Source organism: Mesorhizobium sp. WSM4307 (assembly GCF_007003945.1).
Lineage (GTDB): Bacteria > Pseudomonadota > Alphaproteobacteria > Rhizobiales > Rhizobiaceae > Mesorhizobium.
Genome location: NZ_VFTB01000017.1, coordinates 88,506 through 102,708, shown reverse-complemented (window position 1 = coordinate 102,708; position 14,203 = coordinate 88,506). Strand labels below are relative to the sequence as shown.

The 14,203-nt window shown below is 64.0% G+C and carries 17 protein-coding genes; 4 read left to right on the top strand and 13 right to left on the bottom strand.

The genetic code is table 11. The features are described 5' to 3' along the window. Window positions 1-26 precede the first annotated feature (26 nt). The 4 genes from FJV83_RS32405 to ybgC form a co-directional block, all read right to left on the bottom strand. Window positions 27-1,184 carry a TonB family protein gene (locus FJV83_RS32405; protein WP_142886832.1) on the bottom strand — a complete coding sequence of 386 codons (1,158 nt, stop codon included), beginning with the start codon at window positions 1,182-1,184 and terminating at the stop codon, window positions 27-29. A gap of 7 nt (window positions 1,185-1,191) precedes the next feature. Beyond that, complete coding sequence (gene tolR / locus FJV83_RS32400) at window positions 1,192-1,644, bottom strand: protein TolR (protein ID WP_027023582.1); 453 nt, start codon at window positions 1,642-1,644, stop codon at window positions 1,192-1,194. A gap of 10 nt (window positions 1,645-1,654) precedes the next feature. Continuing rightward, entirely contained in the window at window positions 1,655-2,365 is a 711-nt protein-coding gene (tolQ, locus tag FJV83_RS32395) for a protein TolQ (RefSeq protein ID WP_019861737.1), read from the bottom strand. A 425-nt stretch (window positions 2,366-2,790) separates the two neighbouring features. Further along, window positions 2,791-3,261, bottom strand: a complete 471-nt coding sequence (gene ybgC / locus FJV83_RS32390) for a tol-pal system-associated acyl-CoA thioesterase (RefSeq protein WP_095772055.1) — start codon at window positions 3,259-3,261, stop codon at window positions 2,791-2,793. A 134-nt stretch (window positions 3,262-3,395) separates the two neighbouring features. On the opposite strand from ybgC, the gene FJV83_RS32385 reads away from it, so the two are divergent. Next, entirely contained in the window at window positions 3,396-4,646 is a 1,251-nt protein-coding gene (locus tag FJV83_RS32385) for a cellulase family glycosylhydrolase (RefSeq protein WP_142886831.1), read from the top strand. Between the two features lie 15 nt (window positions 4,647-4,661). Here FJV83_RS32385 and FJV83_RS32380 read toward each other — a convergent pair whose 3' ends face one another. The 6 genes from FJV83_RS32380 to FJV83_RS32355 form a co-directional block, all read right to left on the bottom strand. Then, window positions 4,662-5,558 carry a metallophosphoesterase gene (locus FJV83_RS32380; protein ID WP_095772053.1) on the bottom strand — a complete coding sequence of 299 codons (897 nt, stop codon included), beginning with the start codon at window positions 5,556-5,558 and terminating at the stop codon, window positions 4,662-4,664. 158 nt (window positions 5,559-5,716) lie between these two features. Continuing rightward, complete coding sequence (gene ruvB / locus FJV83_RS32375) at window positions 5,717-6,754, bottom strand: Holliday junction branch migration DNA helicase RuvB (RefSeq protein WP_010912034.1); 1,038 nt, start codon at window positions 6,752-6,754, stop codon at window positions 5,717-5,719. A 43-nt stretch (window positions 6,755-6,797) separates the two neighbouring features. Next, entirely contained in the window at window positions 6,798-7,418 is a 621-nt protein-coding gene (gene ruvA / locus FJV83_RS32370) for a Holliday junction branch migration protein RuvA (protein WP_142886830.1), read from the bottom strand. Between the two features lie 13 nt (window positions 7,419-7,431). Further along, window positions 7,432-7,944, bottom strand: coding sequence for a crossover junction endodeoxyribonuclease RuvC (gene ruvC, locus FJV83_RS32365; protein ID WP_095772051.1), 513 nt, complete (start codon window positions 7,942-7,944; stop codon window positions 7,432-7,434). A 93-nt stretch (window positions 7,945-8,037) separates the two neighbouring features. After that, window positions 8,038-8,571, bottom strand: a complete 534-nt coding sequence (locus FJV83_RS32360) for a DUF1465 family protein (protein WP_095772050.1) — start codon at window positions 8,569-8,571, stop codon at window positions 8,038-8,040. A gap of 369 nt (window positions 8,572-8,940) precedes the next feature. After that, window positions 8,941-9,321, bottom strand: a complete 381-nt coding sequence (locus FJV83_RS32355; protein WP_095772049.1) for a hypothetical protein — start codon at window positions 9,319-9,321, stop codon at window positions 8,941-8,943. Window positions 9,322-9,643: 322 nt separating this feature from the next. On the opposite strand from FJV83_RS32355, the gene FJV83_RS32350 reads away from it, so the two are divergent. Continuing rightward, window positions 9,644-10,195 carry a DUF2269 family protein gene (locus FJV83_RS32350; RefSeq protein ID WP_142886829.1) on the top strand — a complete coding sequence of 184 codons (552 nt, stop codon included), beginning with the start codon at window positions 9,644-9,646 and terminating at the stop codon, window positions 10,193-10,195. A 42-nt stretch (window positions 10,196-10,237) separates the two neighbouring features. Here the strand turns inward: FJV83_RS32350 and FJV83_RS32345 are convergent, their stop codons facing one another. From FJV83_RS32345 to FJV83_RS32335, 3 genes are all read right to left on the bottom strand, one after another. Next, on the bottom strand, window positions 10,238-11,008 hold the full coding sequence (locus tag FJV83_RS32345) for a sulfite exporter TauE/SafE family protein (RefSeq protein WP_095772047.1): 771 nt from the start codon (window positions 11,006-11,008) through the stop codon (window positions 10,238-10,240). Between the two features lie 114 nt (window positions 11,009-11,122). Beyond that, on the bottom strand, window positions 11,123-11,851 hold the full coding sequence (locus tag FJV83_RS32340) for a class I SAM-dependent methyltransferase (protein WP_142886828.1): 729 nt from the start codon (window positions 11,849-11,851) through the stop codon (window positions 11,123-11,125). An 82-nt stretch (window positions 11,852-11,933) separates the two neighbouring features. Beyond that, window positions 11,934-12,389, bottom strand: a complete 456-nt coding sequence (locus FJV83_RS32335; RefSeq protein WP_095789902.1) for an Lrp/AsnC family transcriptional regulator — start codon at window positions 12,387-12,389, stop codon at window positions 11,934-11,936. A 133-nt stretch (window positions 12,390-12,522) separates the two neighbouring features. Between FJV83_RS32335 and FJV83_RS32330 the strand changes: the two genes are divergently transcribed. After that, window positions 12,523-13,428: a DMT family transporter gene (locus FJV83_RS32330; RefSeq protein WP_142886827.1), complete on the top strand. Its 906-nt coding sequence runs from the start codon at window positions 12,523-12,525 to the stop codon at window positions 13,426-13,428. A 127-nt stretch (window positions 13,429-13,555) separates the two neighbouring features. Beyond that, complete coding sequence (locus FJV83_RS32325; RefSeq protein WP_095772044.1) at window positions 13,556-14,203, top strand: thiamine phosphate synthase; 648 nt, start codon at window positions 13,556-13,558, stop codon at window positions 14,201-14,203.

The following is a 14,203-nucleotide window of genomic DNA, read 5'->3' as shown; positions in this document are numbered from 1 at the left end:
TTCTTTTGATTGGTTGGGCGCCAGGCCTAGAGGCCGAGCATCTCCCTTGGATCGAAAGTGACCCGGATGTCGTTCCAGATGTCCTGCTTGCCGGCAGGAACCTGCAGGCCGGCCACGTCGCATTTCTGAACCGCACGAACCGCGCTTTCATCGAACTGCCGGTTGCCGCTCGACTTTTCAACGGACGGACGGCCATCGAGCTTGCCGGAGTTGTCCAGGTTGAAGCGCACGACCACTACGAAATTCTCCGAGCCCTCGAGGCCGACAGGCAATGTCCAGCAACCACCCAACTGGCTTTCCAGGGCGCCCTGTTCCGACTTCGACAGCTTCTGGCCCTGGTCCTTGTCACCGCCGAGCGAGGCCTGCTGCGTCGAGCGCTTGGCACCGCCGCCGGACGGCTTCTGCTTGTCGAGGAGCGCGGAGATCTCGTTGGCGTTGAACTGCTTGTCGTCGGATTTCGGCTTCGACGACGCTTCCTTGACCGGCTTGTCGGCATCCTTGCGTTCAGGCGCCTTGGCGCTTTCAGCCTGTGCCGGCTGCGGCTTCGGCCGCGCTTCCGGCGCGGGCGCCGAGCTCGGCAGTTGCGTCTCTTCGGTCGGCGGATCCTTGGCTATGGCCTCGGCGACGGCATCCGGCTTGACCTCGGGCGTCGGATCGATAGCGGCGGTCTTGTCCTGCGGCGGCGGGGTCGGCGCCGGCTTGGCCGGCGTCGGCTTCGGCTCGGTCTGCTTGACCGGCTCGGGCTTGACCTCTTCCTTGGGCGTCGGCGCAGGCGCCACTTCCGTCGCCGGAATGGGCTTCGGCTTTTCCTGCGGCTTCGGCACGTCCTCGGTCTTCGGCGTCTCTTTGGGAGTCGGCGCGGGCGGCGGGGCCGATGTCATGTCGACGGGCTTCGGCTTGGCCTCCGGCGTTATCGGCTTGTCGGTGTCGACGCTGTTCTCGCCGACCTTCTGCGAAGCCGGCACGATATCCGGGCGCTGCGTCGGCAGCGGCGCCGGCTTTTGATGCATCACGGCCTTCTTGTCGCCCTGCAGCGTCTGCGCGATGGCTTCCATCGGCACGATATCGACCGCGACCGACTCGACATCGGCGGACGGAAGCGCGGCCGGCGCCGACAGCGTGAAGAGGCCGAAGGCCAGCACCGCCGTGTGCAAGATCACCGATGTGGTGAGGCCGGTCTTCATCGCGCGTCTATTGATCCTGTTCCTGCAGCGAAACCAGGCCGATATTCTTGTAGCCGGCGGCCGAAATGCGGGCCATCACCTTCATCGCCGTGCCGTAGTCGGTGGACTTGTCACCACGGATGAAGATGCGCTCCTCGTAGCCGGTCTTCGAGATCGCCTGCAGCTTGGCCACCAGCTCTTCGATCGGGATCTCGGTTTCCTGGAGATAGATCTGGCCGGTGGCGTTGATCGAAACGGTGATCGGCTGCGTGTCGGCATTCATCGCCTTGGCCTGCGTGTCGGGCAGGTCGATCGGCACGCCAACCGTCAGCATCGGTGCGGCGACCATGAAGATGATCAAAAGCACCAGCATCACGTCGACCATCGGCGTGACGTTGATCTCCGACATCAGCCCATGGTGACGGCCGCGCCGCCTGTGGCCGCGCCCGCCGCGTCCAGCCATGCCTACGGACATACCCATCAGCTACTCCTCAGGCCTTCGGCGCGACTTTTTCATCGATTTGGCGCGAGAGTATGGCGGAGAACTCGTCGGAGAACCCTTCCATGCGCACCGCGAGCTTGCTCGCATCCGATGACAGCTTGTTGTAGGCGATGACCGCCGGGATGGCGGCGAGCAGGCCGATGGCCGTCGCCAGCAACGCCTCGGCGATGCCGGGTGCGACAACCGCAAGGCTGGTGTTCTTGGAGCCGGCGATGGCCTGGAACGAGGTCATGATGCCGATGACCGTGCCGAACAGACCGATGAACGGGGCCGCCGAGCCCGTGGTGGCGAGGAAGCCGAGGCGGCCCTCCAGCTTCTCCATCTCGCGGGTCAGCGCCAGGTCCATTGCCTTGTCGATGCGGGTCTGCAGCCCGAGCGGCGTCTTGGCGCCTTTCTCGAAGCTCTTCTTCCACTCGCGCATGGCGGCGACGAAAATGGCGCCCATGCCTGAGGTTTTGCGGTCGGCGAGTGTGCGGTAGAGTTCCTCCAGCGACTGCCCGGACCAGAAGACCTGCTCGAAGCGGTTCAGCGCCAGCCGCATCCGGCCATAGGCAACAAGCTTGTCGATGATGATCGCCCAGGTCCAGACCGAGGCGCAGAGCAGCCCGATCATGACCAGCTTGACCACCCAGCTGGCCTGCATGAACAGCGCCCAAATCGACAATTGCGCGCCCGGTTCGGCGAGTGCGATATTTTCCATCGTTACGTCCTTAAGATTTTCCGGGCAAAGCTGGCGGCTGGCCCCTGGCATCCCTTGTGGTCGGTTCGCACGAAGCTACCGGACGCCCCAAACCGTGCCGTTAGCGGCCTTTTCAGGGCAAATATTGGTGAAAGGAAGGCGCTGGACAGCGCCAATCTTCACCAATCTCTTCATGAACCGTTATGGTTAAGGATGGGTTAGTGAATAAGGCGCGGCGCATTGCCGCGCCTGGCAGCCTCCGAACCGGGCCTGCGTCAACTCATACGACGCTCAAAGGTGGGTTGAGATTCAGGCTAGGCCGAGTCGAAAATGGTGGGCTCCGAGAACCGGAGCGGAGCGTACTTCTGGGAGCGCCGTTCTGCTGCGTCGCAGTAGAACGGGGAAGCGCAGGAAGCCGCCGTTTGCCGGCCGGCATCACCTGAATATCAGCCCACCTTGGGCATGAACGCCGCGACCCACTCCTTGGGAAAACGCCTCGGTCGGCCATTCTCGCCGATGATCGCCGCCTCGACCTTGGCTTCGACCAGCACCTCGTCGCCGCGCTTGAGCTGCTGCGCCATGAAGATGCGCGCGCCGGAAATGGTGTCGGTGCGGGTGTCGACGGTCAGGATGTCGTCGATGCGGGCGGGGCTGCGGAAGTCGATCTCCATGCGGCGCACCACCCAGACGATCTTCTCGCCATGCTTGCCGTCGGCGAGTTCCGTGTGATGCACGCCGGTGAGCCTGAGATAGTCGGAGCGGCCGCGCTCGAGAAATTCGAGATAGCGCGCGTGGTAGACGACACCGGAGAAATCGGTGTCGGCATAATAGACCCGCGCCATCAGCCGGTGGCCGAACGCCGTCAGCGCGCCGGAAAGCCCGGCCAGCAGCGTCGCCGATTCACCATGATCGTCCATTGCGCTTCCTTTTTCAGTCGCGGCGAGGCACCTGTTCCGCGCGTGACCTAGAGCATGATCCCGAAAAGTGGGAACCGGTTTTCTCGGCCAAACGGGTTTCCGTTTGGCCAGAGATCATGCTCCAGAAACATCGGATGGCACTGTTGAGGGCGATGATCAAGAGCTTGATGGCGGCGCTGCTGTTGCTGATGGCCTTGGCGCTGCCTGGTCAGGCGGCTACTTTTGCGATGAAGCGCGGCCTCAATCTCGACCAGTGGGTCACCTGGCCCGGCGAGGATCAGTGGGGCGACGCCAAGACCATACTGCCCTATCCGGAATGGCGCAAATTCCTCAAGGCCGACGATCTCAGAGCGCTCAAGGAAGCGGGTTTCGATTTCCTGCGCATGCCGGTCGACCCGTCGCCTTTCCTGTCCGACCAGACAACGGCGTTGCGTGGAGACCTCTATGACAGCGTGCTGGACTCCGTTCGCATGATCAACCGCGCCGGCCTGAAGGTGATCGTCGACATGCACCTGATCCCGGCCGGCGGCAGCCGCAAGATCGGCATGGCGCAGGTAATGGACGATCCCCAGACCTTCGACCGCTACGTCGACATGGTGCGCAAGGTGGCCCGCACCCTGGCCGGCGAAGATCCGAGCCAGGTCGCCTTCGAATTGATGAACGAACCGATCGTCGACTGCGACAGCGACGGCACCAGCCTGTGGCCGGACCGCCAGCGCAAATTGTTCGCCGCGGCACGATCCTCGGCGACGAAATTGACCTTGGTGCTGACCGGCGGCTGCTATTCCGCCGCTTCGTCCCTGGAGAAGATCGATCCCAAGGCGATCCCCGAAGACAATGTCATCTGGACCTTCCATTCCTATGACCCATTCCTGCTCACCCACCAGGGCGCGACCTGGGCCGGCGATTTTATCCCCTATGTGACCGGCCTGCCCTATCCGCTCGACGCCGTGCCGAAGGCGCAGCTCGACGTCACGCTCGACACCATCCGCGCCCGGATCAAGGCCGAAGCGCCGTGGACACGGCAGAGCGGGCTGCTTGCCTATCTCGACGAACAGATCGCCAGCATGGATGGCCCCGGCAAGCTGCTCGGCCTGATGGACGCGCCGTTCAAAAGGGTCGAGGCATGGGCGAAGGCCAGCGGCATCAAGCCCGAAAACATCACGCTTGGTGAGTTCGGCATGATCCGCCAGGAATACGGCAATGCCTATGTAATGCCGGCACGGTACCGCGCCGCTTACGTCAAGGACATGATCGCCCGCGCCGAGGCGCATGGTTTCTCATGGTCGGTGTGGAGCTATGGCGGCGCCTTCGGCATCGTCGATGCCTTCAATGGCGACAAGGCCGAGCCGGATGTGATGGACGTGATCCGCTCGCTTCCCTGAGCGCTGTCGTTCAAATCAGCCAAGGTCGATCTGCAGGACCTCCGGGCGCACGCCGAAACGCACCGGCATGATGCTGAAGCCGAGCCCGCCGGAGACGATCAGATTGCGGTCGTTCTCGACGACATGGCCATAGGCGTAGCGGTTGCCGAAACGCGACGGCACGACGGGCGAATAGCCAAACAGCCGCACCTGCCCGCCATGAGTGTGGCCCGACAGGGTCAGCGAAACCCGCGACGGGACGGTCGGAAAAATATCCGGCTCATGGGCGAGCAGGATAATCGGCGCGGAGTCGCCGACCTTGGCCAACGTGCCGTCGAGATCGTCGAGCCCCTTGCAGTCGTCGCCCCTCCTGGCCGGCAGCAGCGCCAGCTGGTCGGCAAGGCCGGCGATCCAAACGCCATGACCATCCTTTTCCAGGCGCACGACATCGTTCTCCAGCACCGGGATGCCGGCCTTTTCCAGTGCCTTGCGTGCGATGATTGGACCCGCGCCGGCGCGCTGCGCAAAGCCGTCGCTCCACCAATCATGGTTACCAAGGATCGACAGAACGCCGAGCGGCGCCTTGAGGCCCGACAGGGCGGAGGCCCACTGCGACGGCGTCACCGGTCCCGTCACCAGGGGCATGCCGGCAATGTAGTCGCCCAGCAGCACGATGAGGTCCGGTTGCAGCGCATTGGCGTCTTCGACGAGCGAAGCAATACGTTCCGGCGTCATCCACGGCCGGCAGGCATGAATATCGGCGAGCGCGACAACCCGCAGCTTCAGGCCATCAGGCCAGTGCGGCGGCGCCAGAGCGTAGCGCTTCACATGGGTCAATAGCATCGGCTCGATGCCGACCGCATAGGCGCCGAGCGCGGCAGCCGTCAGGAACGACCCGCCGATGAAACGCAGGAACCCGCGTCTGGTTATCATGGATTGGCTCCCAGCCCTTCGATCGCGCGATTCCCCGCACGCGTCCGATAAAATCCACGATTACGCCGGCAAATCGGCAAAGACGCGCAGATTTTGCGCAGGATGGGTCACATATCCTTGATCGCTGGTCTGGGAACCCGCGCCTGAACGCTTGGCGGCTATTCTTCCTGGAACAGGTTGATCTGCTGCTGCGCCAAATCCTTCGGCGCATCGAGGCCGAGATGGCGCCAGGCATTGGCCGTCAGCATGCGCCCGCGCGGCGTGCGCTGGATGAAGCCCTGCTGGATCAGATAGGGCTCGATGATGTCCTCGATGGCGTCGCGCGGCTCGGACAGGCCGGCGGCGATCGTCTCGATACCGACCGGCCCGCCGCCGAAATTGCGGGCGATCATCGAGAGATAGCGGCGGTCGAGCGCATCGAGGCCGAGCGCGTCGACCTCCAGCCGGGTCAATGCCTCGTCGGCGATCAGGCGATCGACATGGCCGTCGCCGGCGACCGAGGCGAAGTCGCGCACGCGGCGCAACAGCCGCCCCGCGATGCGCGGTGTGCCGCGCGCGCGCCGCGCGATCTCCAGCGCGCCGTCGTCGCCGAGCGGCATTTGCAGGATGCGCGCGCCGCGCCGGACGATCTGCTCCAGTTCCTCGACCGTATAGAAGTTGAGCCGCACCGGAATGCCGAACCGGTCGCGCAGCGGATTGGTGAGCAGGCCAAGCCGCGTGGTGGCCGCGACGAGGGTGAAGCGGGCGAGGTCGATCTTGACAGAGCGCGCCGCCGGCCCCTCGCCGATGATCAGGTCGAGCTGGAAATCCTCCATCGCCGGATAGAGGATTTCCTCCACCGCAGGGTTGAGCCGGTGGATCTCGTCGATGAACAGCACGTCGCCTTCTTCGAGATTGGTGAGCAGTGCGGCGAGATCACCGGCCTTGGCGATGACCGGCCCGGACGTCGAGCGGAAATTGACGCCGAGTTCGCGCGCCATGATCTGCGCCAGCGTCGTCTTGCCCAGCCCCGGCGGCCCGACGAACAGCACATGGTCGAGCGCCTCGTTGCGGCCCTTGGCGGCCTCGATGAAGACCTTGAGGTTGGCCCGCACCGCCGCCTGGCCGACAAAATCGGCGAGTGTTTGCGGCCGCAAGGTCTGATCGGCATCCTCGCCGCGTTTTTCCGGAGCTATGAGACGGGGCGACAGGCTCATGCTGTCTTCCTTGCATATGGCAAGAGGAGGGGCAAGCGAGCCCTCACCGCGCCAGTTCCTTCAGCCCGAAGCGGATAAGCTTCGAGGCATCCGCGTCCTCGCCCGCAGTCTTCAGCGCCGCGGCCACCGCATTGGCGGCGGTGTCGCGCGAATAACCGAGATTGACCAGCGCCGAGACCGCGTCGGTGATCGGGGCCGAGGCGACACCTTCACCGAGCTCCTGTTTCAGGCCGATGGTGCCCGAGGCCGCGCCCGCATAGGCCGGCGCCTTGTTCTTCAATTCGGTGACGATGCGCTCGGCCACCTTCTTGCCGACACCAGGCGCGCGGGAAACCATGGCGATGTCGCGCAGCGCGATCGCATTGGCCAGATCGGCGGGCGCCAGCGTCGACAGGATGGCGAGCGCCACCTTGGCGCCGACGCCCTGCACATTGCTCATCAACAGCCGGAACCATTCGCGCTCCAGCGCCGACTGGAAGCCGTAAAGCCGGATCATGTCCTCGCGCACATAGGTCTCGATGAACAGCACCACCGCCTCGCCGGGCGAAGGCAGCGCTGCCAGTGTGCGCGCCGAACAGTAGGCGACATAGCCGACGCCATGAATGTCGACGAGGCAATGATCCTCGTCGATCTCGTCCAGCGTGCCCTTGAGCTTGCCGATCATGCCCAACAATTCCTCACGATGCCAATGCCGCCATCCGATAGGCAGCGCTCTGCCGGTGGTGCGCGTGGCAAATTGCGATGGCCAGCGCGTCGGCGGCATGTTCGGTGTCGAAGGTCGCCTTGGGCAGCAGCACTTTCACCATCATGTGGATCTGCTTCTTGTCGCCATGGCCGACGCCGATGACCGCCTTCTTCACCGCATTGGGCGCGTATTCGGCGACGACAAGGCCGGCACGCGCCGGCACCAGCATAGCGATGCCGCGCGCCTGGCCGAGCTTCAACGTTGCCACAGCATCCTTGTTGACGAAGGTCTGTTCGACGGCCGCCTCATGCGGCATTGCCGCATGCAGGACTTCGGCGAGCCCGTCATGCAATTGGCAGAGCCGCGTCGCCAGCGCCGCCTTGTCCTCGGAGCGCACCGTGCCGGACGCGACGAAGCGCAAGGAATTGCCGAGGCTCTCTACGATGCCCCAGCCGGTGCGCCTGAGCCCCGGATCGATGCCGATGATGCGAATCGCGTCCCCCATCCGGTCACTTTACCTCCGGGGGACAGCGATGCCAGCGAAATGTGAACAAACCGGAAACGGAGGCCTATCCGGCGGGAAATAGTCCGAAGCCGCTCAGTTGCGGGCGAACGCCGTGTTGAGCAGGCTGATCTGGTCGGAAACCGGATTGGGCCGGCGGCCCATCGGCTGCATGTCGACCACGGCGCCGGCGCCGTAGATCTCGTCGTCCATGCGGCGCACCAATGCCTGCAGGCGAAGCGAGCGGTTGACCAGGTCGAGGAACTCCTCGGGCAATTCGGCCCAGCCGGCGGCTTCATCATGCGCGGAAGCGGTATCGAGGCGCACCTTGGACTTTTCCGAAGCGACCTGGTCGCGGGTCATCTCGCCGGAATTGGCCGCGCGCTGCAAAAGCAGCCATGAGGCCACCTGCATCAGCCTGGTCGTCAGCCGCATCGATTCGGCCGCGTAGAGCGTGGCCGCCAGCCGCGACAGCTTCTTGGCCTCGGCGCGGCCCTTGCCGTCGAGATACTCGGCCGCCTGTTCGACCAGCCCCATGCCTTCCTGGTAGAGCGGCTTGAAGGAGTGCGAAAAAACCCGACGCTCCGCCAGTTTGACGGTGTTCGCACTGCCCTTCGAAGGCTCGTTCATTGATACGCCCCTGCACTTGCAACCGGCCGATTCGGTTCTCTGCCGATACACCCGGCACCCTATCTGACTGAAGCTTGAAAATGCGCTTTGCACGGGGTGAAGGCAAGCACATGTTTAACAGAAGGTTAACGGCGAGCCGTTGCGTCAGGATCCCTGGAATGCGGACAAAAAAAGAGCCGCGGATAAGGCGGCTCTCAGGAGTTTAACAGGGAGGCGTCAAACAAAGTGGCTCCAACCACTCGGTAAGAATCCAGATCACTGGATGCGCATAGTAAACGCCTGTAAAGCTTAATGAACCTTTAACGGCCCCGATGTTTTTTGACCGAATGCCCCCTTTCTGTGCCGTAACAGCACAGCCCCGAAGCTCATTCAGGCCTTCTTCCAGACGGCCGGCAAGGCGATGAAGGCAAACAGCAGCATGGCCGCGTAGAACCCCATCGAGGACGCCGCCACCATCGGTTCGATCGCGGCATTGCCGGCAAGCAGGAAGTAGAGCCCGATCAGCAGGCCGATGCCGCTGATCGCCGTCAGCCAGAAATGGACGACGGCGAGCGTCTTTTGCCCGACCGCCGGAAACAGATGGTAGAAAAAGGCGAAGACCGCCGACATCAGCCATCCGGCCACCATCGTGTGGGCGTGAGTCGGCATCTGGCCATGGTCCTGGCTGATCGCCATGGACAGGCCGAGCGCCATGCCGCACAGCGCATAGATGATGGCCAGCGTGAAGAAATTCCGTGCTACCCCTTGCATATGTCCCCTCGATTGCCTCTTCCCGTCTGCGGGAATGGGTTGATTGTCAGGCGATTCCTGTCGCCACCGGCTCCCGGCGTCGGCGCACTAGCATTGGCAATGTTTCCGGACGATGTCGCGCCAAACCCCTCCCGACACTTCGTATATTAGCAGAAACGAATCTGGGCATCTGCGGTCGTTGCAGCTTATGCCCGCGAAAAAGGTAGCCGAAACAGAGCCGGGTTTTCCGCGACATCGTTCCGAAACACGCGCCGCGCTAAACGCCCGCTCCTCTGACGGCTGGCGCAAATCCGCTCCACCGCAAACCTACCCGGAGCAAGCCATGGACTGGTACTCGATCGTCAAATTCCTCCACGTCACCTCGGCCATATTGTGGGTCGGAGGCGGCTTCGTATTGTTCCTCCTCGGCGTGCTTGCCGAGCGCGACGGCAACATCGAGGACAAGCTTCAGGCGATACGGGCCAGCGGGCAGTTGGGCGGGCGTTTCTTCGCGCCGATGTCGATGCTGACCCTGATCTTCGGCCTCATCATGTGTGGCTTCTGGGTCGGCTTCTCCGACCTGTGGATCATCATCGGCCTGGCCGGCTACGCCACGACCTTCTCGATCGGCATGCTAATCTTCAAGCCGACCGGCGAGCGCATGGGCGCGATGATCGCCAACGAGGGCATCACGCCGGCTGTTCTGGCCATCGGCCAGCGCATGATGAGCGCGGCACGCTTCGACTATGCGGTGATGCTGGTGATCGTCGCCGACATGGTGCTCAAGCCGACCATGCATGATATCGGCACCCTCGCCGGCATGGCGCTGGTCATAGCAGCGGGCGCTATACTGGCCTTTGGCGGCAGCCGTCGCCTCGTGCCGAGCGCCGCCTGATCTCCCTGACGGTGAGAGCGGCCGACGAGCCGCCTCGCCTGTCTACATCAGGCCGGCGAGGCCGTCCCACAAAAGCTTCAGCGCCACGACCGCCACGGTCGCGTAGGTGAAGGGATAAAAAATCTCCGGCCGCATGCGCCGCACCAGCCAGGCGCCGGCGATCGTCGAAAGCGGCGCCAGCGGCATCAGCACGGCCGACGCCGTCAGGTTGGCGGTGTCGAACTGGCCGAGCGCGAAATAGGGGATGAGCTTCAGCGCATTGGTCGCGGCAAAGAAGATCGCAGCGGTGCCCGACAGGACCTTGGGGTCGAGCCGGATCGGCAGTGCATAGACCTGGAAGGGCGGGCCGCCGACATGGGCGACGAAGCTGGTGAAGCCGGCGACCGTTCCCCAGATCGCCGCAGCCACGCGGTTGGGTTCGGCGGCGTGGTCGGCACCATGGCGGAACTGCAGATAAAGCCAGCGCAGCACGAAGATGATGGCAACAGCGCCGACGATGAGCCGCACCGCTTCCTCGGTGACCAAAGCCGCCGTCAGCCAGCCAAGGCCGATGCCGATGATGGCACCCGGCATCATGTCGACCAGCATCTTGCGGTCGTAGACGCCCCACCATGTCCACACCGAGACAATGTCCATCAGGCACAGGATCGGCAGCAGGATGGCGGCTGCCTGCACCGGCGGCATGGTCAGCGCCATCAGCGGCACGCCGACGAAACCGACGGCGCCGCCGAAGCCGCCCTTGGACAGGCCGACCAGAATGACCGCCGGAATGGCGGCCGCGTAGAACCACGGATCGAGAAGCAGGCCTGACATGGGGAGGAGCTGGTCTGGAGGGAAGGCGTCAACGCCTGAATAGCCCAGAATTGCGCTTGGGGCGACTGTAAATCCCGACAGGTTGCCGAACACCCGCCAATGTCCGACTCGTGCCTATCGCCGGGCCGAGACCAGCAGGAACATCGGCCGATCGAGCTCTTCCGCCAGTTCCGGCCTGGCCGTGATCTGCGCGTCTGTCGGACAGAACTCCTCGACATGCTCGATCGCGAAACCGGACACGATCAGCGCGTTCAGCGTCGTGCCGATGGTGCGATGATGTTTCACCACGCCTTTGGCCAGCCAGTCGGTCTTGCGTGGACCCTCCACCAGATAGCGGTCGACAGGCCATGTCCTGCGGCCTTCGGCATCGACCGCCCAGCCGGGCCTGGTCGGAGCCATGTAGATCGGATGCTCCGTCGAGAAGACGAAATGCCCGCCGGGCGACAGCGCCTTGTGCACCGTCCTGAACAGCCGCGCGACATCCTCGACATAATGCAGCGCAAGTGAGCTGTAGGCGAGATCGAAGCCGGCTCGCGGCAGGCTGAGCTGGTCGAGGTCGGCCCTCTCATAAATGATGCCGGTGTCCGGGCCGGCGGCCCTCGCCCGGGCCAGCATCTTCTCCGACAGGTCCAGCCCCAGGACATGGCTCGCCCCATGCTCATGCGCCCAGCGGCAGAACCAGCCGAAACCGCAGCCGAGGTCGACGACCCGCAAGCCGCCGAGGTCAGGCAGCATGGCGCGCAGCGCCGGCCATTCGGCGGCGCCGCCAAGGCCTTCGATCGACCGGCCAAGCTGGCTGTAGCCAGCGAAGAAATCCGGTTGGTCGTAGATATTCTGTGCCATGTCTTCCTCGTCTCTCGGCAAATCATCTGGCGGGCTGACATTTAGTGGACTGATCGCGCCTGTCCACCACTGCCATACGGAGTCAAGACGAAGAAGATGGAACCCCGAGCGGTGGCGGCCGCCGCCGGATCGGCTGCGCCTTGATGATGGCGGTGCTGGTCTCGGCCTTGTCGGCAATGCGATCGAGAATGCCGTCGAGGTCGCCGATCGAGCGCACGAACAGCCGCGCGACGAAACAGTCGTCACCGGTCACCTTGTCGCATTCGCCGAACTCGGCGATCTCCTCGATCAGTTTCTGGACGATGTGCAGCTTGCCCGGCAAAGGCCGGATGCGCACGATCGCCTGCAGCGTATAGCCGAGCGCCAGCGGATCGATCTCGACTGTGAACGCCCGGATGACGCCGCGCTCCTCGAGCCGTCGCAGCCGCTCCGAAACGCTCGGCGACGACAGCCCGACCTTGGCAGCCAGTTCCTTCAGTGAAGTCCGCGCATCCCGTACTAGGATTTCGAGGAGATTTCGGTCGAGATCGTCAAGCATTTCAGATTTCTCACAAATTCGCGGAAGTAGCCTAATATAATTAGGTCATACAATCATACAACCTTTCCAATCAGGTGGAAAGCGCCCATCTCGCATGAGATTATGCCGCGTCAAAATGGGCTCGGAGATTATCATGAACGATATGGTACGTGGCACGGTCGAAATGTCGGCCGCAATGGCGATCCTCGGGACGATCGGATGGTTCGTCGTCATGTCCGGCCAGCCGATCATGGACGTGGTGTTCTGGCGCTGCGCGTTCGGCGCGGTGACGCTGCTGATCATCTGCGCTTGCCTGGGATTGTTGCGCGGCAGGCTGTCGCTGCGCGTCATCGGCCTCGCCGCGCTTGGCGGCGCGGCCATCGTCATCAACTGGCTGCTCCTGTTCAGCGCCTTCTCCCGCGCGTCGATCTCGATCGCCACCGCCGTCTACAACACCCAGCCCTTCATGCTGGTCGGCTTCGGCGCGCTCTTCTTCGCCGAACGGCTGACGCTGACCAAGCTGACATGGCTGGCAATAGCCTTTGCCGGCATGGTGTTGATCGTCGAGGCCGCCCCTGACGCCGGCGATGTCGGCACCAACTATTTTGCCGGCATCCTCATGGCGCTGGCCGCGGCCTTTTTCTGGGCCGTCGCGGCCATCGTCACCAAGAAGCTCAAGGGCACGCCGCCGCATCTGATCGCGCTGATCCAGGTCTGCGTCGGCGTCGTCATGCTGGCGCCCTTCGCCAATGTCTCGCGTCTTCCCGCCGATCCGTGGAACTGGGCCATGCTGGCGACGCTCGGCATCGTCCACACCGGCCTGATGTACATATTGATGTACGGCGCCATCCAGAAGCTGCCGACGCATCTGCAGGGATCGCTGTCCTTCATCTATCCGGTTGTCGCCATCCTGGTCGATGTCGTGGCTTTCGGCCATCGGCTGCATCTCAGCCAGGTCGCCGGCGCCGCCGCAATCCTGGTGGCTGCCGCCGGCATGAATCTCGGCTGGTCCTTGTGGAAATCGAAGCCGGTCACCGCGAGCCCTGAGCCGGTCAAGTAGGGCAGGCGCCGCCCGGCGGCCAGGAAACGCGATCCCGACTGCCCGCCTGTTCAAAGCGGGCAGTTTGCTCTATGCCGCAATGCAACCATCTTCGCCCGGCATAGGCGAAACCCGGGATCGAAGAACCATGAACGACGCCACACCCCCAAATCGTTGCCGCATCGTGCTGATCGCGCCGCCCGGCGTGCCGGCCGCCCGTATCGCCGCCGCATTCGACGGCGGCGACGTCGCTTCGCTGATCCTGCCCGAAAACGGCATGGACGAGGCCTCCTTCCAGGCCTTTGCCGAACAGATCGTGCCGACGGCGCAGGCGGCGGGCGTGGCCGTGATCATCGCCGGCGACACCCGCATCGCCGGCCGTGTCCAGGCCGACGGCATCCATGTCGAGGCGTCCAAGGCCGAACTGGCCGAAACGATCGAACATTTCCAGGCGAAGATGATGGTCGGCGCCGGCGGCGCCAAGAAGCGCGACGACGCGCTCGAGCTTGGTGAGGTCAGGCCCGACTACATCTTCTTCGGCCGCTTCGGCTACGACAACAAGCCGGAGCCGCATCCGCGCAACCTGTCGCTGGGCGAGTGGTGGGCGCAGATGATCCAGATCCCCTGCATCGTCATGGCCGGATCCGATCTGGCTTCCGTAGAGGACGTGGCCGCCACCGGCGCCGAGTTCGTCGCGCTGTCGAGCGCGGTGTTCGCCGACGGCGTCGATCCGAAAACCGCCGTGGCCCGTGCCAACGCGTTGCTCGACGAAACCGCGCCGCGCTTCGAGGACTGA